The organism is Nocardia sp. NPDC051929 (genome assembly GCF_044548645.1).
Lineage (GTDB): Bacteria > Actinomycetota > Actinomycetes > Mycobacteriales > Mycobacteriaceae > Nocardia > Nocardia sichangensis.
Genome location: NZ_JBIUCG010000002.1, coordinates 361,813 through 388,284, shown reverse-complemented (window position 1 = coordinate 388,284; position 26,472 = coordinate 361,813). Strand labels below are relative to the sequence as shown.

Here is a 26,472-nt window from a genome sequence, read left to right as displayed (position 1 = left end):
TTGATGATGATCGAACAGCAGTCGACGATACATCCGGTACGACGATCATCAAACCCGAGAGTGAGCCAGATCATGGTCGATGTCCGAGACGCGGACCAGCAGGCGCCCCCGGTGGCCACCCTGCCCGCGGTGCTCAGCGCGCTGCAGGACCCGGTGCGCCTGGAAATGGTGCGCCGGCTCAGCAACGCGGGAACGGCGGTCCGCTGCGGCGCGCTCTACGAGGTGATCAACAAGTCGACCGCCACCCACCATTTCAAGATCCTGCGCGACGCGGGCGTGATCGAGCGCCTGGTCATCGACGGCCAGACCTGCCAGCGTCTGCGCACCGACGACCTCGAGTCCGCTCTGCCCGGACTGGTGCCGACGATCGTGGCGGCCGCCAACCGCGCCCGGCCGGAATGACCCGGCCGAGCGGGTCTGCGGTCAGCAGTTGTCGAAGCGCCACTGCCCGTCGACGAATGTCCAGGTCTTGGGCTTCGAGTCGTCCTGGGCGGCGCGGGCGTCGAAATTCTTGACCGTGACCGTCCCGGTCGATCCGGACGTGGTGACGGTGATCTCCGACGGCTTCGACTTCAGGTCCCGGCCGTCGTACAGCTGCGCCATGGACGCCACGTAGTCGTCCTCGTTGAGCGTGAGCCTGCAACGCGCGGAACGGAATCGGTACGCGGCGGCGTAGTCGTGACTCGCCAGCGCCTCGGTCATCTTCGTGGCTTCCGTGCGCAGTGCGGCCTCGGTCGGCTCACCCGGCTTGCCCGCGTCCGCGTCCGTTCCGCCGCACCCGGCCAGCACGACGACGGACAGCGAAACCGCGCCGAGCAGGCGAAGGGCACGACTTGTTCGGTTCATCTCGACTCCTTGCCAGAGATCGCCGGATCCGACACCCGGACAATCGAGTTCAGCGCCCTCCGGCGAAGAACCGACGGCCGGGCGGCCGAAACAGTATCGCGGCGGGGGATGCTCCGCCAAGCGGCAACCCCGCGCCCGCGTGCGGATCAGCTCGGCACCAGCCGCCGGACGGCAGCGGGCAGATCACGGGTGCGCTTGTACGGTCCGGCGACCGACGCGGCGAACGGCCGCGCCAGCAAGGTCCGCGCGACGGCCGACACTTCCTCGGTCGTGACGGCGTCGATGCGGGCCAAGGTCTCCGACACGGTGCGGTGGTTGCCGTAGCTGAGTTCGCTGCGCCCCAACCGGTTCATGCGCGAGGCCGAATCCTCCAGACCGAGCACCAGCCCGCCGCGCAACGAGCCCTTGGCGCGGGCGCACTCGGCGTCGCTGATGCCGTCGGCTGCGACTTCCTCGAGAACGCCGCGGGCCAATGCCGCCACCTGACCGAGGTTCTCCGGCTGGCAGCCGATGTAGACCGAGAACGCTCCGGTGTCGGCGAAGGTGTCCACGCTGGAATACACCGAATAGGCCAGTCCGCGCTCCTCCCGGATGCGCTGGAACAGACGGGAACTCAACCCGCCGCCGACCACGGTGTTCAACACCGACAGCGGCCAGCGCCGGTCCCCTTCGTGCCGCCCGAAGGCGCGCACGCCGAACACCAGATGAGCCTGCTCGCTGTCGCGATGGCTCCAGTGCAGCTGCGGGTCGCCGTGTGGGCGGAACCGGCCCTCGCGCCGCCGGGCGGGCGCCGCCGCCAGGTCGAGCCGGTTCTCGAAGGCACGATGCACCAATTCCACGGTGTGGTCGTGCTCCACGTTGCCCGCGACCGCGACCACCATCCGGTCCGGCCGGTAACGCCGCAGGTGGAACGACCGCAGCTGCGCGGCCCGCATCCCCTCGATGGATTCGATCGAGCCGATCACCGGACGCCCGATCGGATGATCGCCGAACAACGCCGCCAAGAAGGAGTCGCCGACCAGGTCCTCGGGGTCGTCGTCGCGCATGGCGATCTCCTCGAGCACCACCTGCCGCTCCACGTCCACGTCCGAGGCCCGGCACAAGCCGTTGAGCACCACGTCGGAGACCATGTCGACCGCCAAGGGCAGGTCGTCGTCCAGGACATGCGCGTAGTAGCAGGTCTGCTCCTTCGCGGTGAACGCGTTCAGCTCGCCGCCGACCGCGTCCATCGCCTCGGCGATGTCCAGGGCCGACCGCGTCGGCGTCGCCTTGAACAGCAGGTGCTCCAGGAAGTGGGCAGCTCCCGCGACGCTCGGGCCCTCGTCACGCGATCCGACACCGACCCAAACACCCACGGACGCCGAACGCACCCCGGGCAGATGCTCGGTGACCACCCGCAATCCGCCGGGCAGTACGGTACGCCGCACGCCGCTGTCCGAGTCCGCCCGCAGCTCGAGTGACGAACCCCCCTGCCCGGTGCTGAGCAGAGGGGTTGTCGTCTTCTTCTTCGTCACAGAGACAAGTACTACTCGGTCCCGGCCGAACCCGCATCGGCCGTGTCGTCGCCGGTCTCCTCGGCGTTCTCCTCGACCGGCACGAGCGAGATCTTGCCGCGATTGTCGATGTCGGCGATCTCCACCCGCAGCTTGTCGCCGACGTTCACCACGTCCTCGACCTTCGCCACGCGCTTGCCGTTGCCCAGCTTGGAGATGTGCACCAGACCGTCGCGGCCCGGCAGCAGCGAGACGAACGCGCCGAAGGCGGTGGTCTTGACGACCGTGCCCAGGAAGCGCTCGCCGACCTTCGGCAGCTGCGGGTTGGCGATGGCGTTGATGGCGTCGATCGCGGCCTGCGCGGACGGGCCGTCGGTCGCGCCGACGAACACGGTGCCGTCGTCCTCGATGGAGATGTTGGCGCCGGTGTCCTCGGTGATCTGGTTGATCACCTTGCCCTTGGGGCCGATCACCTCGCCGATCTTGTCGACCGGGATCTTGATCGCGGTGACGCGCGGCGCGTACGGGCTCATCTCGTCCGGGGTGGTGATGGCCTCGGCCATCACGTCCAGGATCGTGGTGCGCGCGTCGTGGGCCTGGCTCAGCGCGCCGGCCAGCACCTGCGACGGGATGCCGTCCAGCTTGGTGTCCAGCTGCAACGCGGTGACGAACTGGCGGGTGCCCGCGACCTTGAAGTCCATGTCGCCGAAGGCGTCCTCGGCGCCGAGGATGTCGGTCAGCGCGACGTAGCGGACTTCTTCCTCACCCTGGTCGTTGGTGATGGTGTCCGACACCAGACCCATCGCGATGCCGGCGACCGGCGCCTTCAGCGGCACACCGGCGTTGAGCAGCGACAGGGTGGAGGCGCACACCGAACCCATCGAGGTGGAGCCGTTGGATCCCAGCGCCTCCGACACCTGACGGATGGCGTAAGGGAACTCCTCCTGGCTGGGCAGCACGGGAATCAGCGCCCGCTCGGCCAGCGCGCCGTGGCCGATCTCGCGACGCTTGGGCGAACCCACCCGGCCGGTCTCGCCGGTGGAGAACGGCGGGAAGTTGTAGTGGTGCATGTAGCGCTTGCTGGTCTCCGGGCCGAGCGAGTCGACCTGCTGGGCCATCTTCACCATGTCCAGCGTGGTGACGCCCAGGATCTGGGTCTCGCCACGCTCGAACAGCGCCGAGCCGTGCGCCCGGGGCACCACAGCGACCTCGGCGGACAGCGCGCGGATATCGGCCAGCCCGCGGCCGTCGATGCGGAAGCCGTCGGACAGGATCCGCTGACGGACCAGCTTCTTGGTGACGGAGCGGAATGCCGCGCCCAGTTCCTTCTCCCGCCCGGCGTAGTCGTCGGCCAGGCGGTCGAGCACGGCGAGCTTGATCTCGTCGATCTTCTCCTCGCGCTCCTGCTTGCCGGAGATGCTCAGCGCCTCGCCCAGCTCACGCTTCGCGGTTCCCTCGACGGCCTCGTACACGTCCCGGCCGTACGGCGGGAAGAGCGGGAACTCCTCGGTGGGCTTGGCGGCCAGTTCGGCCAGGTCCTGCTGCGCGCGGCAGAGGCGGGCGATGAACGGCTTGGCGGCCTCGAGCCCCTCGGCGACGACAGCCTCGGTCGGCGCCTGCGCACCGCCGTCGACCAGCGCGATGACGTTCTCGGTCGCCTCCGCCTCGACCATCATGATCGCGACGTCACCTGACTCGACCACGCGGCCCGCGACGACCATGTCGAATACCGCGCCCTCGAGCTGCTCGGTGGTCGGGAAGGCCACCCATTGGGATCCCGCCCCGTCGTGGATCAGCGCGACGCGCACGCCGCCGACCGGGCCGGAGAACGGCAGGCCCGCGATCTGGGTGGACGCGGACGCGGCGTTGATGGCCACCACGTCGTAGAGGTCCTTGGGGTCCAGGCTCAGCACGGTGACCACGACCTGGATCTCGTTGCGCAGGCCGTCGACGAACGACGGACGCAGCGGACGGTCGATCAGGCGGCAGGTCAGGATCGCGTCGGTGGAGGGGCGGCCCTCGCGGCGGAAGAACGACCCGGGGATGCGGCCCGCGGCGTACATCCGCTCCTCGACGTCGACCGTCAGCGGGAAGAAGTCGAACTGGTCCTTGGGCTGCTTGCCCGCGGTGGTGGCCGACAGCAGCATGGTCTCGTCGTCCAGGTAGGCGACGACCGAACCGGCGGCCTGCCTGGCGAGGCGTCCGGTCTCGAACCGGATGGTGCGGGTGCCGTAGCTGCCGTTGTCGATCAGCGCTACGGATTCGAACACGCCCGGCTCGACCTCGACGGCCGAGCTCTTGCGTTCAGTTGTTTCGGTCATTCTTCTCTCTCAACCTCTCGTCTTCGCCGGCTCCAGCGCACGCTGGCGCGATCCGGCTGTCGTCAGCCGTACCGGGTACGGACGCGCGGCAACCCTCCTGGCTGCGGCGCGCACACCCGGCCGAATCCCCTTGGACACGGCGACGCGGAGGCGGTCATCGATCGAAGCCCGACGGCGCCAACTCGCTGCCGATAGGCCACTACCGAAGACCGACGCCACGCGACGGGTGCATACGGCTGTGCAATGTTGTCGTGCGACGGGGGCAATCCGCACCCCTGTACACATATAACCAACGGTGCGATTGTACGTCTCCCCGTTGGCCGAACCAGCGACCGCCTCGGACACCCCCGTGTCGAGCAGCCGCCTACCACTCCGTCCATCGGCGCACCGGCTGCCCGGTGGCCACGGCCGGAGACCGCGCAAGCAGGGCCGGACCGATACCCCTGATTTCTGACGCGGCAGGCGCAACAACCCCCGGCCCGCGTCGGGTCCGTATGAACCACGACGGATCGCCTCACGAGCACGTAGGCGTGCACGACTCGGCAGCGCGAAAGCACCACGAGCAATGGTTACCAGCGGCGACCCGAACGCTTAGAACAGCAACTCTCCATCGACGGCCCCGCCGGACGGCGAACGAACAAACCGACACCGCAGCCCCACCAACGGATACTTCCCGAACAACACGGCCTCGCCGACGGATAACCCTCGACAACACGGTCCCGCCACCCGGACCGCACCGTCAGCACAAGGCGCGCTCAGCTCACCTCGACCACGTCTTTCGAGCGAAGCGAGACCAAGCCTGTTCCGTTCGCCGCCCGGCTCGCGTCCGAGTGGCCGCTGCGTCCGCGACGAAGTCGCCAGCAGTGGCCGCTCGGACGCGAGCCATGAAGGGGCGGCGAACACCCAGCGCCGCTGGCGCTGGAAATCAGCGCCTGAGCCCGAGCCGCTCGATCAGCGAACGGTAGCGGTTGATGTCGTTGTCCTGCAGGTACTTCGACAGCCGCTTGCGACGACCGATCAGCGCCATCAGGCCGTGGCGGGTGTGGTGGTCGTGCTTGTGCTTCTTCAGGTGCTCGGTGATGTCGGCGATGCGCTTGGAAAGCAGCGCGATCTGCGCCTCCGGGGAACCGGTGTCCTTCTCGTGCAGGCCGTACTCGGCGAGAATCGCCGACTTCTGCTCGGTGGTCAGTGCCATGGGGCATCCACTCCTGTTTCTCAGTTCCGCGCTCGAATGTCCGGTTACCCGGGTGCGGGCGCCACCGCGGACCGCAGCAAACCCGAGGGACCACCCTACCGGACCGGGATCTTCCCGCCGAAATCGCGGGCCGACCGAGTCCCATCCGGGCAACGACGCTCGCCCGCGCTGATCGAGCACGAGACCCGCCGCTACAGCGATCCGCTCGAGTTCGGAATTCCCGACGCTCAGCGGGCGTCGACGGCGGTGAGGATTTTGCGCGCGGTCTCCACGTCGCGGCCCATGCACTCGATGAGCTCGTCCACCGAGTCGAATTTGCGCTGGCCCCGGATGTGCTCGACGAAGTCCACCGCGACGTGCTGACCGTAGAGATCGGCCTCGCCGTCGAGCACGTACGCCTCCACCGTGCGGGCGCGTCCGGAGAAGGTCGGGTTGGTGCCCACCGAGACGGCGGCCATGGCCCGCTCGCCCGGGGTGACGGTGCCGATGGTGGGGCCGGGGCCGAGCACGGTGAACCACCCGGCGTACACGCCGTCGGCGGGAATGGCGGCATGCATCGGCGGCGCGACGTTCGCGGTCGGGAAGCCGAGTTGCTTGCCGCGGCCGTCACCGTGTACGACGACGCCCTCCACCCGGTGCGGACGCCCGAGCGCCTCGGCGGCGGCCGCCATGTCCCCCGCGTCGACGCACGAGCGGATATAAGTCGAGGAGAAGGTCACGGCGTGTTCGGCGAGCAGCGTCACGCCGTCGACCTCGAAACCGAATCGCTTGCCGAGCTCGCGCATGGTCTCGACCGTGCCCGCGGCCTTCTTGCCGAAGGTGAAGTTGTCGCCGACCACCACCTCCACCACGTGCAGCCGCTCCACCAGCAGGTCGTGGACATAGCTCGCCGGAGTCAGCTTCATGAACTCCTGGGTGAAGGGCATGACGCAGAACACGTCGACACCCAGTTCCTCGGCCAGTTCGGCGCGGCGGGTCAGGGTGGTCAATTGCGCGGGGTGCGACCCGGGGCGGACCACTTCCATCGGGTGCGGATCGAACGTCATCAGCACCGCGGGCACGCCGCGCGCGGCGGCGGACTTCACGGCCCGGCTGATCAGCTGCGCGTGGCCGCGGTGCACACCGTCGAACACACCGATCGTGAGGACACAGCGCCCCCAGTCCGCGGGCACCTCGTCGAGACTTCGCCATCTCTGCACAGTGCGCAGCCTACGCAAATCAGGTAGCGAACAGTATTCGGGCGTGCTGATCTCACACAACGGTTGCGCGGCCGTGAGCCGACGTGGAGGTGCGAAGCGCGCCAGGGCCCCGCGCGCAGGTCGCGCGCCGCGCGGCCGCGCCGCGAACCGGTCGGATCATCCGAACCGCGGCACGACTCGTGCCGCAACCGCGGCGGTGGGATAACCGGCAGGTCGCCGTGGCCGTCGCACGACGGCGCGCCGCGGGGCCGCTACGTCGGGGTCGGCGACATCGCCGCGGAAGTCTTCGCGCACCGGAAACTAACCGGACGGATTCGCGAAAGCGCCGATATACCCCGGGTTTTCCACGGGCCCGCAAGCTGGTCTCACCAGCAGCGGGAATGGTCTAGCGTCCAATTCGTCGATGACGGAATGCCCCGGAGTAGCCATGAAAAGCGCAGTCAAGCACGTGCGTGTGATCAAACCGTCCGATGCGGCCGAAACAATCGGACGGCAACGACAACGCCTCATTCCTTGCATCACCACGGAAACCTGTGGCGCCACCGGCATTTCGGCGGGCATGGTCAACATGGCCCCGGGAGCGATGTCGAAAGCGCATTATCACGCGCACAGCGAGATCGTCGTCGTTTGCCTGCGCGGGCGAGCGGCCACCTTGATCGGCCCGGAACTGACGCCCTATTTCCACGGTCCCGGTGAGTTCATCTACATCCCCGACGGCGTCGTGCACGTGGCGGTGAACCTCGACGATGCCGAGGACCTGGTCGCGGTGGAAATGCGGACCGATCCCCTGTTCAACGACGACGTGGTGCTGACGCCGGAGTACGACGCCCACGTGCCCGAAGCCGTTGCCCGCCTGCGGCGGCGCGGGCCGGCCGGCGCCTGACATGGCCGTCGGCAAACGCAGCCGCGGCGCGGCCGAGGTGACCAGCGGTCCCATCGACGATATCTTCGCGGCACTGGCAGGCCGCCCCGACGTGGTGTCCTTCGCGGTCGGAGCGCCCGATCCCGCTCTGCTGCCGAGCGAGCTCGTGGCGACGCTGGCGCAAACGGTCATCGGCAGATACGGCAGCGCCGTCCTCCAATACGGCATGACCCGGGGATTCGCTCCGCTGTTGGACGAAGCCCGAAACCTTCTGCACGGCCGCGATATTCAGTGCACGCTCGAGCGCCTGCATATCTCGACCGGCGGCTCCGGCGCATTGCACAACGTGTGTTTGGCGCTGCTCGACCCGCAGGACGTGGTTCTGGTCGAAACCCCCACTTACGGCCCGGCGGTCAAGGAATTCCGCAGCCACGGAGCGACCGTCGTGGCGGTGCCGTCCGACGAATTCGGCATCGTTCCGGAAGCGCTCGAAGAAGCCCTGGCTCGATACGATACGGCATTCGTCTACCTACTGCCGACTTTCCAGAATCCGACCGGCCGGACGATGCCCGTCGATCGGCGCGAACGAATCGCCGAGATCGTCGTCCGCCACGGCACGCTGGTCATCGAAGACGACGTCTACACCGACCTGCGCTATCGCGGTGTGGCACCGCCCGCGTTGTCGTCTTTCGCCCCGGACAACTCGGTGTACATCACGTCCCTGTCGAAAACTCTCGCTCCTGCGATCCGCGTCGGGATCACCGTTATGCCCCCGGATCTGCTGCGGACCGTGCTCGCGTTGAAGCAGGGCATCGACATGCAGACCTCGACATACTGCCAGGCGATTGCGGCCGAATTTCTCGGCAGTCCGGACGGGGCCGCGCACCTCGCTCATGTCGTCGACGCCTATTCGGCCAAGTTGGACGCGTTGACGGTCGCGCTCGAGCGGCATTTCCCGGCCGGGTTCCGGTGGGTCGAGCCGGAGGGCGGGATGTTCCTGTGGGTCGAGGGGCCGCCGGGTTTCGATGCCGACGCGCTGCTGGCGCGGGCACTGCGGCACGGAGTCGCGTACCTGCCCGGCAGCGCGTTCTACGCCGACGACATCACCGAGCACCGCAACACCATGCGGCTGAGTTTCGCGAACGTGCCGCGCGACGCCATCGATCGGGGCATCGCCGCACTGGCGTTCGTCTGCGGGGAGACGGTATGAGTGGTCAGGCCCGGAGGCGGCAGCGCAGCGTGATCGCGCAGAGGCCAACTCGTGCCGGCGACGAACACAGCGCGAGCGATCGGCATCCGGTGCTCGGCACCTGGGAGGTTCGCGCCGACGGCGCTCCGTTCGGCTACCACGTGATGCAGTTCCACCCTGGCGGCACGATGCTGCAATCGAATCCCGACCACGGCAATCGCGCCACGAGCGACAGCAACGGCATGGGCACCTGGCACGGCGCGGGCAACCGGGTCACCGGCGCCTTCTTGGAGTTCACCGTCGATCGCACCTACCCCGCCGTAGTCCGCAAAGGGATCGTCGCCTTCGAACTCGACGTGACCGGCGACGACTTCACCGGACGCGCCACGGCGACGTTCTACGAGTTGTCCGGCGAGCCGGTCGGCGCGCCCGCGACCGCCCGGTTGGCCGGTCGCCGATTCGACGGCGTGGCCGCGCATCGGAACACGCTGGATCTGTCGAGAACGGTATGACCCAGGCGGACCGGCATCGGTCCACCGCTTCCAAATGGGTGAACGGCGAATAGCGATTCGCTGTCGATCGGCCGACGGCAGGTCGAGGATGTGTGTATCGGCGCGCCAGTGCCTAAGCTCGGGTATGTGCCAGGTAAACGAGATATCGCCACTCGACGCGAGTTGGCCGACGCCCCGGCGCCGGGCGATGCGCACGGCGGTACCGCGACGATCGCGCCTGTGCTCTCGTCGGTCGCCCAGGACTACCTGAAGGTCATCTGGACCGCGCAGGAGTGGTCGCAGGAGAAGGTGACCACCAAGTTGCTCGCCGAACGGATCGGCGTATCGGCCTCGACCGTGTCCGAAGCCGTCCGCAAGCTCGCCGACCAAGGGTTGGTCGAGCACGCCCGCTACGGCGCGATCGCCCTCACCCCGGAGGGCCGCCGAGCCGCCGTCGCGATGGTGCGCAGGCATCGGCTCATCGAGACCTTCCTGGTGAACGAGCTCGGCTACGGCTGGGACGAGGTGCACGACGAAGCCGAGGTGCTCGAGCACGCGGTCTCCGAGCTGCTGATGGCCCGGATCGACGCCAAACTCGGATACCCCGATCGCGATCCGCACGGCGACCCGATCCCGTCGGTGGACGGCGCGGTGCCCACCCCGCCCGCGCGCCAGCTCAGCGACTTCCATGCCGGTGAATCCGGCCGGGTCGCGCGCATCTCCGACGCCGATCCCGACATGCTGCGCTACTTCGACTCCGTCGGCATCGCCCTGGACACCGCCATCGCCGTCGTCGAACGCCGCGACTTCGCGGGCACCATCGCCATCCGCATCGGCGCCACCGAATCACCGACCGACCTCGGGCGCCCCGCCGCCGAGGCCATCTGGCTCACCGCCTGACCGGGGCTCCACAGATCAGGCCCACTCCGCCGAACCGGCGGTAGCGGATGCGGCGGGCAGCGTCGGGCTCGGACGCCGCCGGGCGTGCCATCGGTGCCGCACTGGGTAACGGCATGGCGCAGGACCGGGGTCACGCAGCCCTCCGCCGGTCACGCGACGACTCGAGCCCGGCGATAGATGACCACCGCGAAGCCTGATGCCCGAAAACTGGCGAAACGATCCCGCCCAGACCGCTTCCGAACCCCCCGGTTTCAAGGGTTCCGGCCGAGGGCTCAGCCCAGATCGGCCCCGAGGGCGGGACGCACCAACTCGGCCGCGCGGGCGGCGATGGCGTCGCCCAGTTCGTCGGTGGTCGAGGTGCCACCGAGGTCCGGGGTGCGGACCTCCCCCGCGGCGAGCACGTCGCACACCGCTCGGTCCACCGCGGCCGCCGCGGCGGACTCGCCGAGATGATCCAGCAGCATCGCGCCCGCGAGGACCTGCGCGACGGGGTTCGCGATGCCCTGACCGGCGATGTCGGGCGCGCTGCCGTGCACGGCCTCGAACATCGAGGGGCCGGTGCGCTCGGGGTTGACGTTGCCCGACGGCGCCAAGCCGAGCCCGCCGGTCACCGCGGCGGCGAGGTCGGAGAGGATGTCGCCGAACAGGTTCGAGCCCACGATCACGTCCAGCCGGTCCGGGTGCAGCACGATTTCGGCGGCCAGCGCGTCGACGTGCATCTGCCGCGTCCGCACCTGGGGATACTCGGTCCCGACGCGTTCGAACACACTGTCCCAGTAGGGCATCGAATGGATGAGCCCGTTCGACTTGGTCGCCGAGCACAATCGCCCGGATCGTTCGGCGGCCCGCTCGAAGGCGTAGCGGATGATTCGCTCGCATCCGGTGCGGGTGAACACCGATTCCTGGAGCACGAATTCGTCGGGGCGGCCCTCGTTGTGGATGCCGCCGATCCGCGAGTACTCGCCCTCGGAGTTCTCCCGCACGATGAGGATGTCCAGATCGTCGGCGGTCCGGCCGCGCAGTGCCGATTCCGTGCCGGGCAGCAGGCGCACCGGGCGCAGGTTGACGTACTGACCGAAAGCGCGGCGCAGCGGGATCAGCAGGCCCCACAGCGAAACATGGTCGGGCACACCGGGAAAGCCGACAGCGCCGAGCAGGATCGCGTCGAAGCCCGCGAGCCGCTGCGCGCCGTCCGGCGGCATCATGGCGCCCGTGCGCACGTAGTTCTCGCACGACCAGTCGAATTCGGTCCATGCCAGACCGGGCAGCACGGCGTCGAGCACACGTACCGCCGCCGCGGTGACGTCGACTCCGATCCCGTCACCCGGGATGGTGGCGATGCGGTACTCGCTCACTGGCACTCCTTCACAGTCGCACTCCGATGTACTTGGTCTCCAGGAATTCGTCGATCCCGGTCAGCCCGCCCTCGCGTCCGAGCCCGGATTCCTTGACGCCGCCGAAGGGCGCGGCCGGATTCGACACCACGCCCTGGTTGAGGCCGACCATCCCGGTTTCCAGCGCCTCGCACACCCGCAGTCCGCGCCGGAGATTCTCGGTGAACACGTAGCTCACCAGCCCGTAGGGAGTGTCGTTGGCCCGGCGCACGGCTTCGTCCTCGGTGTCGAAGACGCCGATCGCGGCGACCGGTCCGAAGATCTCGGTGTGGCACAACTCGGCGTCGTCGGGGACGTCGACCAGGACGGTCGCGGGATAGAAAGTGCCCGGTCCGTCCCAGGCCGCCCCTCCGGTGAGCACCCCGGCCCCCCGGGCGCGGGCATCGTCGACCAAGCGCTGCACCTTGGCGACGGCCTCGGTATCGATCAGCGGGCCGACCACGACGTCCGGCTCGGTGCCCCGGCCCATCGGCAGGGCCGCCAGCCGCTCGGCGAGCCTGCGCGCGAAGACCTCGGCGACGCCGCGCTGAACCAGAATCCGATTGGCGGCGGTGCACGCCTGACCGATGTTGCGCATCTTCGCCGCCACCGTGCCCTCGACCGCCTCGTCGAGATCCGCGTCGTCGAAAACCAGCAGCGGCGCGTTGCCGCCCAGTTCCATCGAGGTGCGCATCACCGTCTGCGCGCACTGCGCGAGCAACTGCTTGCCGACCGCCGTCGAGCCAGTGAACGACAGCTTGCGCGAGCGGTCGTCGAGGATCAGCGGAGTCATCACCGCGGCGGGATCCGCCGTCGTGACGACGTTGACCACCCCGGCCGGCAACCCGGCGTCCGCCAGCACCTGAGCCAGCGCCAGCATCGAAAGCGGCGTCTGCTCCGCGGGTTTCACGACGCAGGTGCAGCCCGCGGCGAGCGCGGGCGCGATCTTGCGCGCGCCCATGGCGACGGGAAAGTTCCATGGCGTGATGAGCAGGCTCGGACCGACCGGCTGCCGGGCCACCAGAAAACGCGAGCCGCCGGTCGGCGCGGGCATGTACCCGCCGTCCAGGCGGACGGCTTCCTCGGCGAACCAGCGGAAGAACTCCGCGGCGTAGGCGATCTCACCGCGCGCCTCGGCCAGCGGCTTGCCCATTTCGAGGGTCGCGATCAGCCCGAGCCGGTCGGTGTCGGCCAGCAACGCGCGATGCACGCGCATCAGCAGATCGCTGCGCTCGCGCGGCGCGGTGGCTGCCCAGTCGGCCTGCGCCGCGCACGCCGCGTCCAGCGCCGCGCGACCGTCGTCCGGCGTCGCGTCGGCTACTTCGCACAGCAGTCCACCCGTCGACGGATCGAAGACCGGCAGCGTGCGGGTCGTCGCCCGCCACTGCCCCTGGACGAACAAGCCGCGCGGCACCGTGTCGATCGCGGCGCGTTCGGGCGCGCTCAGCGCGCTTTCGGTGAGCATGGTCGGTGGCTCCTTTCGGCAGCGCGCAGCGTCCGGCCATTGCTGCGACCCGTGCGGCCATGTTATGCATATTGTCGACAATCCGACAATAGACAATGACCCTCCATCCCACCCGCACCGGGAGGCGAACCACCATGACCGAGCTCTCGCCCATCCTGAAACAGGCCACTCCGGTGACCGTCGACCACGGCGCGGGGTGCTACCTCTACGGCACCGACGGACGCCGCTACCTGGACTTCACCGCCGGCATCGGCGTGACCAGCACCGGCCACTGCCATCCGAAAGTGGTCGCCGCCGCGCAGGCACAGGTCGCTTCGCTGATCCACGGCCAGTACACGACCGTGCTGCATCGGCCGCTGCTGGAGCTGACCGAACGGCTCGGCGCGGTGCTTCCGGAAGGACTGGACACGCTGTTCTTCGCGAACTCCGGCAGTGAGGCGGTCGAGGCCGCGCTGCGACTGGTGCGCCAGGCCACCGGGCGGCCGAACGTCGTCGTCTTCCACGGCGGTTTCCACGGCCGCACCGTGGCCGCCGCGACCATGACCACCTCGGGCACCCGCTTCTCGGCCGGGTTCAGCCCGCTCATGCCGGGCGTGCACGTCGCGCCCTTCCCCACCGCCTACCGCTATGGCTGGAGCGAGCGGGAGGCCACCGCCTTCGCGCTGCGCGAACTCGACTACTTGTTCGCCACGCTCACCTCGCCCGCCGAGACCGCCGCGTTCATCGTGGAGCCGGTGCTCGGTGAGGGCGGTTACGTCCCCGGCAACACCGAGTTCTTCCACGGGCTGCGCGAACGCGCCGACCGGCACGGCATCCTGCTGGTCTTCGACGAGATCCAGACCGGTTTCGGCCGCACCGGGAAGTTCTTCGGGCATCAGCACTTCGGCGTCCGGCCCGACGTGATCACCATCGCGAAGGGCCTGGCCAGCGGCTTTCCCCTGTCCGGCATCGCGGCGCCGCGCGAACTGATGGCGCGGGCGTGGCCGGGTTCGCAGGGCGGCACCTACGGTGGCAACGCGGTGGCGTGCGCGGCGGCGATCGCCACGCTCGACGTGATCGAATCCGAAGGGCTGGTGGACAACGCGGCCGCCCGAGGGGCGCAACTGCTGCGCGGTATGCGCGAGAGCGCCACCAAGGCGATCGGCGACGTCCGCGGCCTCGGACTGCTCGTGGGCGCCGAGTTCACCACGGCCACCGGCGAGCCCGACACGGCCACCGCCGCGGCCGCCCAGCGCGCGGCGGTGGACAAGGGACTGCTGCTGTTGACCTGCGGCGCGCACATGAACGTGGTGCGGATGATTCCGCCGCTGATCGTGACCGATACTCAGATCGAGGACGCTCTGGCGATCTGGTCCGAGGTGCTCGCCGAGTTGTAGCGCGCACCCCACCCGTCCGCAGTGCCCGCCCGGCGGGCCCGATCAGGAAGCAGGACCGCATGGCCCGCTACATCACCATCACGCTCACCAAAGCCGCGGTGACCTGCCGCGCCCGTTTGCTGGACGAGGAAGCGCCGCAGACCTGCGCCGCGGTGTGGAACGCGCTGCCGCTGGAAGGCGACGCCTTCCACGCCAAGTACGCCCGCAACGAGGTGTACACCCTGCTCCCGCGCATCGGCGCGGCCCCGCATCGGGAGAATCCGACGGTCACGCCCATCCCCGGCGATGTGTGCCTGTTCGACTTCGAGCCGTGGGAGATCGGCAATCCGGCCTACGGCTACGAGCCCGGTTCCGCGGCCGAGCACGAGCGCGGGGCGACCGATCTCGCGCTGTTCTACGGCCGCAACAATCTGCTGATCAACGGCGACCTCGGGTGGGTGCCGGGCAATGTGTTCGCCACCATCGAGGAGGGGCTCGCCGAGATGGCCGCGGCCTGCAACACGCTGTGGTTGCACGGTGTGCAGGGCGAGACGCTCGTCTTCGCCCGCGCCTGAGCGACGGTGACGAGTGGCCCCGCGGTCTTCCGCGGGGCCATTCGCTTTCAGGAAGCCAGCACGAATTCGGCGTAGCGGGCTACCGCGAGGATCAGATCGTCGGAGTGGCGTGGGCCGATGATCTGCATCCCGACCGGTAGACCCGCGCGAGTCGTGCCCGCCGGGATACTGATCGCGGGTTGCTGGGTCATGTTGAACGGGTAGGTGAACGGCGTCCATTCGGGCCAGCTGCGCAGGCCGCTGCCCGGTGGCACGTCGTGTCCCGCTTCGAACGCGGGAATCGGCACCGTCGGAGTGATCAGGATGTCGTAGTCGTTGTGGAAGGCGCCCATGGTGATACCGATCTGGGCCGCGACGTTGCGCGCGTCGAGATACTCGACGGCGGTGACGGTTTCACCGCGCTCCCAGACCGCGCGCAGGCCCGGATCCACCCGTTCGCGCGTACCTTCCGGGTACCCGGACAGCATGGTGGCCGCGCCGGCCGCCCACAGCAGCTCGAACGCCTCGCGCGGATCGGCGAATCCGGGATCGGCGGCGCTCACCCGGAGTTCGGCGTCGGCCAGCCGGGTCACCGCCGCTTCCACGATCGCGGCGACCTCGGGGTCGACCGTGGCGTAGCCGAGCGCAGGTGAGTACGCCACGCGCAATCCCCGCACGTCGCGTTGCATTTCGGCGCGGAAGGCGGCGAGCGTGGGAGCCAGCGCGGTGGGATCGCGCGGATCCGGTAGCGACAGGATGTCCATCAGCAGCGCCGCGTCCTCGACGGTGCGCGTCATCGGTCCCGCATGCGCCAGCGGACCGAACGGGCTGGCCGGGAACAGCGGAATCCGGCCGTAGGTGGGCTTGAAGCCGACGATGCCGCAGAAGGCGGCCGGAATGCGCACGCTGCCACCGCCGTCCGTGCCCACCGACACCGGGCCCATGCCCGCGGCGACGGCCGCGGCGCTGCCGCCGGAGGAGCCGCCCGCGGTGGTCGACGGGTCGGCCGGATTCCGCGTGACACCCGCCAGCGGACTGTCGGTGACCGCCTTCCACGCGATCTCCGGGGTGGTGGTCTTGCCGAGGAAGACCATCCCGTCCTCGCGCAGCCGCGCAGCCACCGGACTGTCCACCAGCCAAGGTCCCGCCGGGTCGATGGACGTGGAGCCGCGCCGGGTGGGCCAGCCCTCGGTCAGGAAGACGTCCTTGATCGAGATCGGCACGCCGTCGAGCAGCCCTCTGGCATGACCGGACTGCCAGCGCGCCTCGGAGTCCTTCGCCTGCACCAGGGCGCGATCGGGATCGACCAGACAGAAGGCGTTGAGCGCGCCGTCGCGATCGGCGATCGCGCGCAGGATCGCCTCGGTCGCCTCGACGGGCGACAGCGCGCCCGCCGCGTAGGCCGAGACCAGCTCGACCGCGGTCATGGCGGTCGGGTCGGTGGGTTGGTTCTTTTCGGGGTAGCTCATGGATGGGCTCCTTCAGCCGGGCACATACCCCAGCCTTTTGTCGACCACGTTGTCCAGCGGACGTCCGGCGATCCAGTTGTCGAAGTTCTCGGTGAACGCGTCGACGATCTCGGTGCGCCATCCGATGAAGTCACCGGAGTTGTGCGGGGTGATCCGGACGTTCGGCAGTTCCCACAGGGGGTGATCGGCGGGGAGCGGCTCGGGGTCCACCACATCGAGCGCCGCCGCGGCGATCGATCCGGTGCGCAGCGCGGCGACGAGATCGTCGGTCACAACGAGTTCCCCCCGGCCGACGTTGACAAACCTGGCGTGCGGCTTCATCGCGGCGAAAGCGGCGGCGTCGAACATGTTCCTGGTCCGCTCGGTGAGCGGAGCGATCGCGACGACGTAATCGGCGCGGGCCAGTTCAGCGTGCAGATCGGTGGTGACCTCGCCGAAATCCGGGTCCGCCGCGCGCTCCCGCCTGCCGACGGCGCGCACGGTCATGCCGACCGCGCGCAGCAATCGGGCGATATGACGCCCGATCGAGCCGGTGCCCACGATCAGCGCCGTCGACCCCGCGACCCGTTCGGATTCCCGATGCCGCCACTCGTGCCGTTGTTGCAGCAGCAACGAACCGGACAGGTCCTTGGCGAAACCGAGAATCTGCCCGAGCACGTACTCGGCGATCGCGGCGTCGAAGACGCCTCTGGTGTTGGTCACGACCACGTCGCTCGCCCGCAGTTCGGGAAACATCGCCGGATCGACGCCGGTGGATCCCATGTGCACCCAGCGCAGCCGGTCGGCGGCATGCCAGGCGCCGGGCAGCGCCCGGGTGCGAAAGTCGTAGACGAACAAGATCTCCGCTCCGCGCAGGGCGTTCGCCAACCCGGGCGCCTCGGTGTACCGGATGGTGGCGCGGCCTGCTACTCGGTCCATTCGTTCGTCGTCGGGCACACTCTCACTGTGCAGGACGACGACAATCGGGCCCTGTTCCACATTGACACACTAAGATCACATCGTATGATTGTCAACAATCCGATCGTGTTCGGAGGTCGTCCCGGCTGAGCGCGAGAGGGGCCGTAGTGGATTTGAGCTTTCCCGACCTCGAAGGGCCCGTTGCACAACGGGGTATCGGGATCATCGCACCGTTCGACCTCGCCCTCGAACGAGAGCTCTGGCGCTGGGCGCCTCTGGAGGTGAGTCTGCACCTGGCCCGTACCCCCTACGAACCGGTTCCGGTGTCGCTGGAGATGGCCGAATTGGTCTCCGACGCGGCGCATCTCACCGCGGCCACACGCAACGTCCTGCACGTGGAACCCGAAGTCGTGGCCTACCTGTGCACATCGGGCAGTTTCATCAAAGGCCTCGCCTACGAGAAGTCGTTGCGCGACACCATCTGCCGTGCCGGGGCGCTGGACGCGGTCACCACCTCGGGCGCGTTGCTCGAAGCGATCCGCCATCTGGACCTCACCCGGATCTCGGTACTGACCCCGTACGACGAGATCCTCACCCACCGGCTGCACGAGTTCCTCGCCGAAGCCGGCTGCACGGTGGTCCGCTCCGATCACCTCGGGCTCGGCGGCGGCATCTGGAAGGTCAGCTATCGCACGATCGCCGAACGCATCGTCGGCGCCGACGACCCCGAGGCCCAGGCCGTCTTCGTCAGCTGTACCAACCTGCCCACGTACGACGTGATCGAGCCGCTGGAGAAAGCCCTCGGCAAGCCGGTGCTCACCGCCAACCAACTCACCATGTGGGCATGTCTCGGCCGGATGAAGCTCCCGATGATGGGCCCGGGCAAGTGGCTGCTCAACGTTTTCTGAAGGAAGAACATCACATGCACGCACCCACCGTCGGTTTCATCTACCCCGACCACGCGGCCGAGGACGACTACCCGCTCGCGGCGGCAGCGCTCGGCGCGCACCTTCCGGTGGCCCACATCTACGGCACCGATCTGCACGCCGTCCCCGAACTGCTCGAACTGGGCAGCCCGGAGAAATTGCGCCTCGGCGCCTCGCTGCTCGCCCGGCACCGCCCCGACGCGATTGTCTGGGCCTGCACGTCGGGCAGTTTCGTCTACGGACCCGAGGGCGCGCGCGATCAGGTGCGCGCGCTGGCCGAGGTCGCGGGCGTCCCGGCGACCAGCACCAGCATCGCGTTCGCCGACGCCGTGCACACGCTGGGCCTGCGCACCGTCGCGGTCGCCGCCAGCTATCCCGACGAGGTCGCCCGGCTGTTCGTGGAGTTCCTCGCCGACGCGCGCATCGACGTCGTCTCGATGTCCAGCGCGGGGATCGACACCGCCGCTGAGGTCGGCACCCTCACCCCGGCCCAGGTGCTGCGGCTGGCGGCGGACAACGACCATCCCGACGCGGAGGCGCTGCTCATCCCCGACACCGCGATGCACACCGTGGCGGTGCTGCCGGACCTGGAGGCTACGCTGGGCAAACCGGTGCTGACGGCCAATCAGGTCACGATCTGGGCAGGGCTGCGGCTGGCCGGCGCCGAGCCGGTCGTTCCCGGATTCGGGACCTTGTTCGCGGAAAGGCAGATCGATGTCCGTCATTGATTTCGAGCCGGTGAACCGGCAGTCGACCGCGGAGATGATCGCAGATCGGCTCCGCGAGGCGATCATGCGCGGCAGTCTCGCGCCAGGGTCGCAGCTCGGCGAGGCCGACCTCGCGGCGCGGTTCGCGGTCTCGCGCGGGCCGGTGCGCGAGGCGATGCAGCGCTTGGTGTCCGAGGGTCTGCTGCGCAGCATCCGCCACCGCGGCATCTTCGTCATCGAACTGAGCCTCGACGACGTCGTCGACATCTACCGGGCCAGGACGGCACTGGAGGGCGGCGCACTGGAGCTGATCCTGGACGGTCGCCGCCCCATCGCCTACGAGGCGCTCGGTCCCAGCGTCGAGGAGATGATCGCGTGCGCCGAACGCGGCGACGCGGTCGGCGTGTCGGAGGCCGACCAGGCCTTCCACGAGGCGCTGGTGGAGAGTGCGGCCAGTCCGCGGCTGGTACGCGCGGCTCGCACCTTGCTGATCGAGACGCGCATGTGCTTGGGCGCCTTGCAGACGACCTATCCGGACCTGCGGGAACAGTCCCGCGAACACATCGGCCTGCGCGACGCGATCGGCGCGGGCGACCCCGCGCGCGCCCGCGCTCTGCTCGTCGAGCACATGGACGACGCCGTGCAACGCCTCCGGCACCAGATCGGCTCCTGAACGCCGACTCACCGCGACCGCTACCCGGCCACTGCCGCCGCAGGCGACTTTCCCACACTGCGCGAATTTCCTTGCGGCGGTGGTTATGCGATGAACGCCCTCGGCGGGCCGGAGCCGGTCACGGAAATCAGCAGACGAGGCTCGAATCCTGCGGCACGGGCAGGTGCGAGCATTGCACAGTGCCGAGCAAGCGCCGCGAGGTGGTCAACCACTATCGCCCGGGAGATTGGCGGGGCGGACGACCATCACCGAGGACGCGCGATTACCGGATTCCCGGAGCAGTGCGATAGCGCGGCCTTCCGGATCGATGGCGGCGTAGACGCCGGGCATTCCGGCCGGAGCGAGCCAGCGTCCGTTGCGCAGGTCGTCGGCCTGCTTGTCATCGATGTCGCGGCGCGGGAACGCCGTTCGCACCGCGGCATCGATATCGAGGCTCAGTGGCGGCACGCCGGACTCAGCGGCGGCGGCCAGATCGTCCAAGGTGCGTGCATGCTCGAGCGTGAACGGCCCGACGCCGGTGCGGCGCAACGCGGTCAAGTGGCCGCCGACGCCGAGCCCGGCGCCCAGGTCTCTGGCCAGCGCGCGCACGTAGGTGCCCGAGGAACATTCGACCACCACGTCCAGGTCGACGAAATCGCCGACATCGCGCCGCGCGAGCACGTCGAACCGCGACACCGTGACCGGGCGGGCGGCCAACTGCACGTCCTCGCCCGCACGGTGGCGGGCATAGGCACGTTCGCCGTTCACCTTGATCGCGCTGACGGTGGCGGGCACCTGCTCGATGTTCCCGGTCAGTTCGGCTGTGCGCGTGGCGATGTCGGCGTCGGCGAGATGACCGGCCGGTGTCGTGGCCAGCACCTCGCCCTCGGCGTCGTCGGTGCTGGTCGCCTGCCCCAGCCGGATGGTCGCGGTGTACGCCTTGGTGGTCAGGGTGAGCAGGCCGAGCAGTTTGGTCGCGCGTTCCACGCCGAGCACCAGCACACCGGTCGCCATCGGATCGAGCGTGCCCGCGTGGCCGATCTTCTTGGTGCGCAGCAGCTTCCGGCATTTCGCGACGACGTCGTGACTGGTCCAGCCACCGGCCTTGTCGATGACGAGCAGCCCGCCGAGTCCGTCCATCAGACGTGCGCGATCGCGGTCAGGATGTACCCGTCGGTGATCAGCCAACGACCGTCGAACGCGATCAGCGGCGTGCCGCCGTCGGTGGTCTGCCCCGGCACCAGCAGTTCGGTATGGAAGCTTCCGCGCCCGGAAGCGGCGGAGCTGTCCTCGATCTCGAACGTGATGTGCGCGTCCTCGAAGCCGAGCCAGCGCAGCGTCAGCGGGAACCACGCCTTATAGGTGGCCTCTTTGGCGCAGAACAGCAACCGGTCCAGGTGCAATTCGGACTCGGTGGTCTTCAGCCATTCCCGCTCCGGCGGCAGGCTGACCGAGTCCAGTACGCCGTCCGGCAGGGTGGCGTGCGGCTCGGCGTCGATGCCGATGGAACGGAACCGCAGTTTGTGACCGAGCGCGGCGGCCTGGTAGCCGTCGCAGTGGGTCAGGCTGCCGACGATTCCGCGCGGCCACACCGGAGCGCCGCGCTCGCCCTTGCCGATCGCGACCGGCTGCTCGCCGAGTTGCGTGAGCGCAAGGCGGGCGCAATGCCGCGCGCCGATGAAGTCACGGCGCCGCTTCTCCACCGACTTGGCGATGAGATGCTCCTCCGCCGGATGCGGCCGCAGATCCTCCGGGTACGCCAGCAACTCGGCCGAGGCCACACCCGCGGGCAGAATGTTCTCGATCATCACCGACGAGCGTAGTCGAGCCGCACCGGGTGGGATCGCAGCGCCATGTGCGTGGGACTACGCCAGCCCGCGCCGCTGCTGCGCTTTGCTGCGCATCTCCGCGGCGGCGGCTTCCATCTCGGGAGTCACCTGGAAGTGTCCGCCCCACTTGTTCAGCGTGCCCGGCGGATACTGCGGGGTCGGCAGGATCTGGCGCAGCAATCGCTCGGGCAGGCCGCGGCGCTGCCACTCGCGCGGGTAGCCGAGCGAGACCTCCTCGAATCGGACGCCGTCGTAGTGCGAGGTCCGCGGGATGTGCAGGTGACCGTAGACCGAGCAGACCACGTTGTAGCGGGTGTGCCAGTCCGCGGTGAGTTCGGTGCCGCACCACAGCGCGAACTCCGGGTAGAACAGCACGTCGGTCGGCTGCCGCACCAGCGGGAAATGGTTGATCAGGACGATCGGGGTGCCCGGGGCGAGCGCGTCGAGCTTGCGCTTGGTCACCTGCACCCGGGCGTGGCACCACGCGTCCCTGGTCAGGTACGGATCCGGCGAGAGCAGGAATTCGTCGGTGGCCACCACGTTGCGCTCACGCGCGATCGCCAGGCCCTCCGCTTTGGTGGTGGCTCCTTCCGGCAGGAACGAGTAGTCGTACAACAGGAACATCGGAACCAGCGTGACCGCTCCGCCGTGCTCTTCCGCGCCCGCGCCCTGCCACACCGGAAACGGATCCTCCGGCGTCAACACATCCAGGTCGCGGCAGATCGACACCAGGTAGTCGTAGCGTGCCACCCCGACCATCTGCACCGGGTCCTTGGCCGTCGTCCACAGCTCGTGATTGCCCGGCACCCAGATCACCTTGGCGAACCGACGGCGCAGCAGCTCCAGCGCCCACCGGATGTCCTCGGTCTTCTCCCCCACGTCGCCGGCCACGATGAGCCAGTCCTCCGGCGAGTCCGCCTTGATCTGCTCGACGACCGGCCGATTCCCCTGGTGCCCGACATGAATGTCGCTCACCGCCATCAACTTGGGTATCACCACACCTACCTTGGCACATCGTTTCGGATTCGCGCGCACCGGCCGAGCCGGGTGTCGCTCACCTCGGTACTTCGGCGCCGACCAGGGCCCACCGGCCCGACAGCGCCCGCCCCGCGACGGCGATCAGCCGCAACAGCATGAACGCGGCGAGGCCGGACCAGATTCCGGCGACGCCCCAGTCGAAGGCCAGCGACAACCAGATAGCGGGCAGGAAGCCGAGCAGGGCCGCTCCGAGCGTGGTGGTGCGCAGGTAGGCCGCGTCACCGGCTCCGAGCAGGATGCCGTCGAGCGCGAAGACGATGCCCGCCACCGGAATGAGCGCGACGAAGAACCACCACACCACGTGCGCGCGCTCCAGCACGTACGGGTCATCGGTGAACAGCGCGGGGATCGCCACCGCCCCCGCCGCGAAGCAGGCGGCGAGCCCCAGGCTGAAGATCTCCGACCAGCGGGTCACGCGCCGGGCGATCCCTCGGGCGCCGGTGGCATCACCCGCGCCCAGAGCCGCGCCCGTGAGCGTCTGCGCGGCGATGGCCAGCGCGTCCAGGGCGAGCGCCAGGAAGTTCCACAGTTGCAGCACCAACTGGTGGGCCGCTACCGACGCGGCGCCGAAACGCGCGGCGACGGCAGCTGCCGAGACGAAGCACGCCTGGAAGGCGAAACTGCGGACGATCAGGTCGCGTCCGAGGACGAGCTGGGCACGCATCACCGACCAATGCGGGGCGAGGGAAACCGCCTCGCGGATCAGCGCGTTCAGGAACAGGACCGCGGTGACGATCTGACCCGCCACGTTCGCCGCGGCCGAGCCCGGCAGACCCAGGCGCGGTGCGCCGAACAGTCCGTGCACCAGCGCCGGGCAGAGCACCGCCGACACCCCGAGTCCGGCGACGACGTAGACCAACGGCCTGCGCGTCTCCTGGACGCCACGCAGCCACCCGTTCCCCGCCATGGAGATCAGGATCAGCGGCACGCCGAACAGCGCGATCCGCACCCAGTCCAGCGCCTGCGCCGCGATGTCACCACCGCCCGCGATGGCGCTGGTCACCGGCACGGCGAACGCTTGGACCAGCAGCAGGATCGCGACGCCGACGGCCACCGCGATCCACGTGGCCTGCACGCCCTCGGCGACGGCTCCTTGATGGTCGCCCGCGCCGTGACGGCGCGCCGAGCGCGCGGTGGTGCCATAGGACAGGAAGGTCAGCTGCGAACTCGTCTGCGCGAGGATCAACCCGCCCACGGCGAGCCCGGCCAGCGCGAGCGCGCCGAGCCTGCCGACCACGGCCAAGTCGAACAACAGGTAGATCGGTTCGGCGACCAGCACACCGAGGGTGGGCAACGCGAGGCCGAGAATGCGTTTGGGCCCGGCGGCGGCGGCCCGGTCGATAGTTTCCGGCTCGCTCGCGCGCAGGACCGGGTCACCGATATCCGCCCCACTACAACCCCGCGCGCTCACGAACACCTCCCCCGCATGTCGTCCTTCGATACCACCGTCGTTGCGATCCGGCTCCCACCTTGGCACGGCCCACCGACAAACTCGGCGGCGTCCGGCTCCGGTCGCGGAGAGGGTCGCATCACCGGTGATTCCGGATGTGTGGCACGACGCCGAACCAGGTTCGGATGGCGCGGCGGGCGAACCGGCTCGACTTCCCGCGCCACTCGACAGGCAGGCGCCCGCAGGGCACCGGGCACGAACGCGGGGCGCCCCGCACATGCCAGGAGTGCGCCGCATCCGCACACCGCCCCGGTCGACCCGCGGACCCGTCCGGACGACGAATTCGGCCTCAGCACTCGAAAACCCGTCGGACCGGAACGTTTTGGTGAGAGCCGACCCGGCATTCGCCGATGATCGAACACGATCATCCGAGCGCGGTCAGCAGCGCGCCGATCAGGTCCTCGGGCGCGCCGTGTGCGGTGTACCCGGCCGCGAAGCGATGCCCACCACCACCCAGTGTCGTGGCCACCTCTGCGACGTCCACCCCGTCGCCCGCACACGCTCCGCTGTCCCGTGAGCGCAGCGATACCGTCCACCGATCCGGCACCACACGAGATTGCTTGAACACCGCGGCGATTCCCGCTTCGGCGGTCGTGCGCACGATATCTATGACGCTCTCGACTTCCTCCGAACGCACGTCGTCGATGTCGTCGCGCCGCACGAACGCGTACACCAATCCGACGCCGCCGCGCGCCTCCGGGACGAGCTGCGCCGTCCCGAGCACCCGCGCCAACATGGGCAGCCATCCGAACGGGTGCGTGTCCATCAAGGTGCGGGCGATATGCGCGCCGTCGATTCCGGTGGCCAGCAGCCGCTCCGCCAGTTCGTGGGTACCCGGCCGCACCCACCGGAACGAGCCCGTGTCGGTGACCAGACCGGCATACAGGCAATGCGCCACGTCCGCATCGATCGGCACACCCCACGCGTCGAGCATTCGCGCGATCAGGCTCGTGGTGGACTCCGCGGCGGGATCGACCACGTTGATCGCTCCGAACCTCGTGTTCGACCGATGGTGATCGATCACCAGTGTCGTTGCGGCACCGGACAATCGGTCGACAAGCGCACCGAGCCTGCCCGCGCTGCCGCAGTCGACCGCGACCAGCAGGTCGACCTCGGCGCGCACTTCGGCGGGCGCCACCAGGTGCCTTACGCCGGGCAGCGACCGCATCGATACGGGCAATTCCGCCGGCTCGGCGAACGACACCTGCACCGGGACGCCGCGCCGGTGCAGCACCAGCGCCAGCGCCAGACCACTTCCTATGGTGTCCGCATCGGGCTGCACATGGCAGACGATGGTCACCGAGCGCGCGGCGTCGAGCGCCGCCACGGCCGTGTCCAAGCCGGCCGTTTCTCGCATCGTCGTCATCGACTACCGCATGTCACTCGTCGGCGTCGCGTTCGATCTTGTATGGGTCGGCGTCGCCCGCGGGCCTGGCGGTGGCGGCCACCTTGGCGACCTCGTCGTCCGCGGCCCGCGCCCTGGCGAGCAGTTCCTCCATCTGCCGTGCCGCGTCGGGCACGGTGTCCAGTACGAATGCCAGCGTCGGGGTGAACTTCACCCCGGTTCCCGCGCCCACCTTGGAGCGCAGAACTCCCTTGGCCTTCTCCAGTCCGGCCGCCGCACCGTCGTAATCCGGTTCGGCGTCGAGGGTTTCACCCATCACGGTGTAGTACACCGTCGCCTCCCGGAGATCGCCGGTCACCTTGGCGTCGGTCACGGTCACGAAACGCAGCCGCGGGTCCTTCACCTCGTATTCGATCGCGGTCGCGACGATCGAGGAGATCCGCTTGGCGAGTCGGCGTGCCCTGGCTTGATCCACCATGGCCGTTTCCTCCTCACTATCAACTCTGTTCGATGGCGGTCGGAGCGTGGCTCGCGGCCGCCACCCGAGCTCCGTCGCTGCGCCGCGGTCAGTCCTCGGGCCCGAAGATTCGGCGGCGCACCGCCAGCAACTGTAACTCCGGACGGGCCGCGACGTGCCGTTCACATTTGTCCAGCACCTCGGTCAGATGATCCATGCCCGCACTGACCATGGCCACGCCCAGCAGCGAACGACGGTATAGATCGTGTTCCCCGCCTTCGGCGGCACTCACACCGAAACGCTGCAATTCGGCCAGGATAGGCCGGATCACCGAGCGCTTCTGTTTCAGTGAATGCACATCGCCGAGCAGCAGGTCGAACTCCAGTGCACCCAGGTACACCCACACCCTCCCCAGTCAGGAAGACCCGCCGGGCGCCGCGCACTTCGCGCGGCGCCCGG

General features: G+C 69.1%; 26 protein-coding genes. 10 read left to right on the top strand and 16 right to left on the bottom strand.

What is annotated here, in order from left to right:
- Positions 1 to 72 precede the first annotated feature (72 nt).
- Positions 73 to 402, top strand: a complete 330-nt coding sequence (locus ACIHAX_RS03955) for a helix-turn-helix domain-containing protein (protein ID WP_355070134.1) — start codon at positions 73 to 75, stop codon at positions 400 to 402.
- 21 nt (positions 403 to 423) lie between these two features.
- Here the strand turns inward: ACIHAX_RS03955 and ACIHAX_RS03950 are convergent, their stop codons facing one another.
- The 5 genes from ACIHAX_RS03950 to ACIHAX_RS03930 all read right to left on the bottom strand — a co-directional run bounded on the left by ACIHAX_RS03950 (position 424) and on the right by ACIHAX_RS03930 (position 7,054).
- A complete protein-coding gene (locus ACIHAX_RS03950; RefSeq protein ID WP_397275672.1) occupies positions 424 to 846 on the bottom strand; it encodes a hypothetical protein in 423 nt (140 codons plus the stop codon).
- 146 nt (positions 847 to 992) lie between these two features.
- Positions 993 to 2,333: a pitrilysin family protein gene (locus tag ACIHAX_RS03945; protein ID WP_355071003.1), complete on the bottom strand. Its 1,341-nt coding sequence runs from the start codon at positions 2,331 to 2,333 to the stop codon at positions 993 to 995.
- Between the two features lie 38 nt (positions 2,334 to 2,371).
- Complete coding sequence (locus ACIHAX_RS03940) at positions 2,372 to 4,660, bottom strand: polyribonucleotide nucleotidyltransferase (RefSeq protein WP_355070130.1); 2,289 nt, start codon at positions 4,658 to 4,660, stop codon at positions 2,372 to 2,374.
- A gap of 925 nt (positions 4,661 to 5,585) precedes the next feature.
- The gene (gene rpsO, locus ACIHAX_RS03935) at positions 5,586 to 5,855 is read right to left on the bottom strand and encodes a 30S ribosomal protein S15 (protein WP_039799352.1); all 270 of its coding nucleotides are present in this window, start codon (positions 5,853 to 5,855) and stop codon (positions 5,586 to 5,588) included.
- A gap of 227 nt (positions 5,856 to 6,082) precedes the next feature.
- Positions 6,083 to 7,054 (bottom strand): bifunctional riboflavin kinase/FAD synthetase, encoded by a 972-nt coding sequence (locus tag ACIHAX_RS03930; RefSeq protein ID WP_355070128.1) that lies wholly within the window; start codon positions 7,052 to 7,054, stop codon positions 6,083 to 6,085.
- Positions 7,055 to 7,457: 403 nt separating this feature from the next.
- Between ACIHAX_RS03930 and ACIHAX_RS03925 the strand changes: the two genes are divergently transcribed.
- The 4 genes from ACIHAX_RS03925 (at position 7,458) to ACIHAX_RS03910 (ending at position 10,496) form a co-directional block, all read left to right on the top strand.
- The gene (locus tag ACIHAX_RS03925; protein ID WP_355070126.1) at positions 7,458 to 7,937 is read left to right on the top strand and encodes a cupin domain-containing protein; all 480 of its coding nucleotides are present in this window, start codon (positions 7,458 to 7,460) and stop codon (positions 7,935 to 7,937) included.
- Between the two features lies 1 nt (position 7,938).
- Positions 7,939 to 9,126, top strand: a complete 1,188-nt coding sequence (locus ACIHAX_RS03920) for a PLP-dependent aminotransferase family protein (protein WP_397275670.1) — start codon at positions 7,939 to 7,941, stop codon at positions 9,124 to 9,126.
- Positions 9,123 to 9,617, top strand: a complete 495-nt coding sequence (locus ACIHAX_RS03915) for a hypothetical protein (RefSeq protein WP_397275668.1) — start codon at positions 9,123 to 9,125, stop codon at positions 9,615 to 9,617. The genes ACIHAX_RS03920 and ACIHAX_RS03915 overlap by 4 nt, the downstream gene beginning before the upstream one ends.
- Before the next feature lie 210 nt (positions 9,618 to 9,827).
- Complete coding sequence (locus tag ACIHAX_RS03910; RefSeq protein WP_355071001.1) at positions 9,828 to 10,496, top strand: metal-dependent transcriptional regulator; 669 nt, start codon at positions 9,828 to 9,830, stop codon at positions 10,494 to 10,496.
- 272 nt (positions 10,497 to 10,768) lie between these two features.
- Here ACIHAX_RS03910 and ACIHAX_RS03905 read toward each other — a convergent pair whose 3' ends face one another.
- The gene (locus ACIHAX_RS03905; protein WP_355070120.1) at positions 10,769 to 11,851 is read right to left on the bottom strand and encodes a tartrate dehydrogenase; all 1,083 of its coding nucleotides are present in this window, start codon (positions 11,849 to 11,851) and stop codon (positions 10,769 to 10,771) included.
- Positions 11,852 to 11,861: 10 nt separating this feature from the next.
- Entirely contained in the window at positions 11,862 to 13,334 is a 1,473-nt protein-coding gene (locus ACIHAX_RS03900; protein WP_355070118.1) for an NAD-dependent succinate-semialdehyde dehydrogenase, read from the bottom strand.
- A 134-nt stretch (positions 13,335 to 13,468) separates the two neighbouring features.
- On the opposite strand from ACIHAX_RS03900, the gene ACIHAX_RS03895 reads away from it, so the two are divergent.
- On the top strand, positions 13,469 to 14,710 hold the full coding sequence (locus tag ACIHAX_RS03895; protein WP_355070116.1) for an aminotransferase class III-fold pyridoxal phosphate-dependent enzyme: 1,242 nt from the start codon (positions 13,469 to 13,471) through the stop codon (positions 14,708 to 14,710).
- Positions 14,711 to 14,769: 59 nt separating this feature from the next.
- Positions 14,770 to 15,264, top strand: a complete 495-nt coding sequence (locus tag ACIHAX_RS03890; protein ID WP_364426957.1) for a DUF3830 family protein — start codon at positions 14,770 to 14,772, stop codon at positions 15,262 to 15,264.
- 47 nt (positions 15,265 to 15,311) lie between these two features.
- Here the strand turns inward: ACIHAX_RS03890 and ACIHAX_RS03885 are convergent, their stop codons facing one another.
- Positions 15,312 to 16,712: an amidase gene (locus ACIHAX_RS03885; protein WP_364426960.1), complete on the bottom strand. Its 1,401-nt coding sequence runs from the start codon at positions 16,710 to 16,712 to the stop codon at positions 15,312 to 15,314.
- A gap of 12 nt (positions 16,713 to 16,724) precedes the next feature.
- On the bottom strand, positions 16,725 to 17,690 hold the full coding sequence (locus ACIHAX_RS03880) for a D-2-hydroxyacid dehydrogenase (protein WP_397275664.1): 966 nt from the start codon (positions 17,688 to 17,690) through the stop codon (positions 16,725 to 16,727).
- Positions 17,691 to 17,776: 86 nt separating this feature from the next.
- On the opposite strand from ACIHAX_RS03880, the gene ACIHAX_RS03875 reads away from it, so the two are divergent.
- The 3 genes from ACIHAX_RS03875 to ACIHAX_RS03865 are packed head-to-tail and all read left to right on the top strand — an operon-like array spanning position 17,777 to position 19,915.
- The gene (locus tag ACIHAX_RS03875) at positions 17,777 to 18,517 is read left to right on the top strand and encodes an Asp/Glu/hydantoin racemase (protein WP_356961417.1); all 741 of its coding nucleotides are present in this window, start codon (positions 17,777 to 17,779) and stop codon (positions 18,515 to 18,517) included.
- 14 nt (positions 18,518 to 18,531) lie between these two features.
- Positions 18,532 to 19,263 (top strand): maleate cis-trans isomerase, encoded by a 732-nt coding sequence (locus ACIHAX_RS03870; RefSeq protein WP_397275662.1) that lies wholly within the window; start codon positions 18,532 to 18,534, stop codon positions 19,261 to 19,263.
- Positions 19,250 to 19,915 carry a GntR family transcriptional regulator gene (locus tag ACIHAX_RS03865; protein ID WP_397275660.1) on the top strand — a complete coding sequence of 222 codons (666 nt, stop codon included), beginning with the start codon at positions 19,250 to 19,252 and terminating at the stop codon, positions 19,913 to 19,915. The genes ACIHAX_RS03870 and ACIHAX_RS03865 overlap by 14 nt, the downstream gene beginning before the upstream one ends.
- A gap of 204 nt (positions 19,916 to 20,119) precedes the next feature.
- Here the strand turns inward: ACIHAX_RS03865 and truB are convergent, their stop codons facing one another.
- The 7 genes from truB to ACIHAX_RS03830 form a co-directional block, all read right to left on the bottom strand.
- Positions 20,120 to 21,034 carry a tRNA pseudouridine(55) synthase TruB gene (gene truB / locus ACIHAX_RS03860; protein ID WP_397275658.1) on the bottom strand — a complete coding sequence of 305 codons (915 nt, stop codon included), beginning with the start codon at positions 21,032 to 21,034 and terminating at the stop codon, positions 20,120 to 20,122.
- Complete coding sequence (npt, locus tag ACIHAX_RS03855) at positions 21,034 to 21,702, bottom strand: 4'-phosphopantetheinyl transferase Npt (protein WP_355070100.1); 669 nt, start codon at positions 21,700 to 21,702, stop codon at positions 21,034 to 21,036. Before npt ends, truB begins: the two co-directional genes overlap by 1 nt.
- A 57-nt stretch (positions 21,703 to 21,759) precedes the next feature.
- Entirely contained in the window at positions 21,760 to 22,719 is a 960-nt protein-coding gene (locus ACIHAX_RS03850; RefSeq protein WP_356961411.1) for a metallophosphoesterase, read from the bottom strand.
- A 58-nt stretch (positions 22,720 to 22,777) separates the two neighbouring features.
- A complete protein-coding gene (locus ACIHAX_RS03845; RefSeq protein ID WP_397275742.1) occupies positions 22,778 to 24,103 on the bottom strand; it encodes an MATE family efflux transporter in 1,326 nt (441 codons plus the stop codon).
- Positions 24,104 to 24,575: 472 nt separating this feature from the next.
- Positions 24,576 to 25,577 carry a bifunctional oligoribonuclease/PAP phosphatase NrnA gene (locus ACIHAX_RS03840; protein WP_397275655.1) on the bottom strand — a complete coding sequence of 334 codons (1,002 nt, stop codon included), beginning with the start codon at positions 25,575 to 25,577 and terminating at the stop codon, positions 24,576 to 24,578.
- 13 nt (positions 25,578 to 25,590) lie between these two features.
- Complete coding sequence (gene rbfA, locus ACIHAX_RS03835) at positions 25,591 to 26,034, bottom strand: 30S ribosome-binding factor RbfA (RefSeq protein WP_355070094.1); 444 nt, start codon at positions 26,032 to 26,034, stop codon at positions 25,591 to 25,593.
- Positions 26,035 to 26,122: 88 nt separating this feature from the next.
- Positions 26,123 to 26,413, bottom strand: coding sequence for a DUF503 domain-containing protein (locus ACIHAX_RS03830; RefSeq protein WP_067810001.1), 291 nt, complete (start codon positions 26,411 to 26,413; stop codon positions 26,123 to 26,125).
- Positions 26,414 to 26,472: the final 59 nt, after the last annotated feature.

What these genes read in the sequence shown, in the direction of transcription:
- ACIHAX_RS03955 (WP_355070134.1), top strand. Translation starts at nt 73, where the DNA reads ATGGTCGATGTCCGAGACGCGGACCAGCAGGCGCCCCCGGTGGCCACC.
- ACIHAX_RS03950 (WP_397275672.1), bottom strand. Translation starts at nt 846, where the DNA reads ATGAACCGAACAAGTCGTGCCCTTCGCCTGCTCGGCGCGGTTTCGCTG.
- ACIHAX_RS03940 (WP_355070130.1), bottom strand. Translation starts at nt 4,660, where the DNA reads ATGACCGAAACAACTGAACGCAAGAGCTCGGCCGTCGAGGTCGAGCCG.
- rpsO (WP_039799352.1), bottom strand. Translation starts at nt 5,855, where the DNA reads ATGGCACTGACCACCGAGCAGAAGTCGGCGATTCTCGCCGAGTACGGC.
- ACIHAX_RS03925 (WP_355070126.1), top strand. Translation starts at nt 7,458, where the DNA reads ATGACGGAATGCCCCGGAGTAGCCATGAAAAGCGCAGTCAAGCACGTG.
- ACIHAX_RS03920 (WP_397275670.1), top strand. Translation starts at nt 7,939, where the DNA reads ATGGCCGTCGGCAAACGCAGCCGCGGCGCGGCCGAGGTGACCAGCGGT.
- ACIHAX_RS03915 (WP_397275668.1), top strand. Translation starts at nt 9,123, where the DNA reads ATGAGTGGTCAGGCCCGGAGGCGGCAGCGCAGCGTGATCGCGCAGAGG.
- ACIHAX_RS03900 (WP_355070118.1), bottom strand. Translation starts at nt 13,334, where the DNA reads ATGCTCACCGAAAGCGCGCTGAGCGCGCCCGAACGCGCCGCGATCGAC.
- ACIHAX_RS03895 (WP_355070116.1), top strand. Translation starts at nt 13,469, where the DNA reads ATGACCGAGCTCTCGCCCATCCTGAAACAGGCCACTCCGGTGACCGTC.
- ACIHAX_RS03890 (WP_364426957.1), top strand. Translation starts at nt 14,770, where the DNA reads ATGGCCCGCTACATCACCATCACGCTCACCAAAGCCGCGGTGACCTGC.
- ACIHAX_RS03885 (WP_364426960.1), bottom strand. Translation starts at nt 16,712, where the DNA reads ATGAGCTACCCCGAAAAGAACCAACCCACCGACCCGACCGCCATGACC.
- ACIHAX_RS03870 (WP_397275662.1), top strand. Translation starts at nt 18,532, where the DNA reads ATGCACGCACCCACCGTCGGTTTCATCTACCCCGACCACGCGGCCGAG.
- ACIHAX_RS03865 (WP_397275660.1), top strand. Translation starts at nt 19,250, where the DNA reads ATGTCCGTCATTGATTTCGAGCCGGTGAACCGGCAGTCGACCGCGGAG.
- truB (WP_397275658.1), bottom strand. Translation starts at nt 21,034, where the DNA reads ATGGACGGACTCGGCGGGCTGCTCGTCATCGACAAGGCCGGTGGCTGG.
- npt (WP_355070100.1), bottom strand. Translation starts at nt 21,702, where the DNA reads ATGATCGAGAACATTCTGCCCGCGGGTGTGGCCTCGGCCGAGTTGCTG.
- ACIHAX_RS03840 (WP_397275655.1), bottom strand. Translation starts at nt 25,577, where the DNA reads ATGACGACGATGCGAGAAACGGCCGGCTTGGACACGGCCGTGGCGGCG.
- rbfA (WP_355070094.1), bottom strand. Translation starts at nt 26,034, where the DNA reads ATGGTGGATCAAGCCAGGGCACGCCGACTCGCCAAGCGGATCTCCTCG.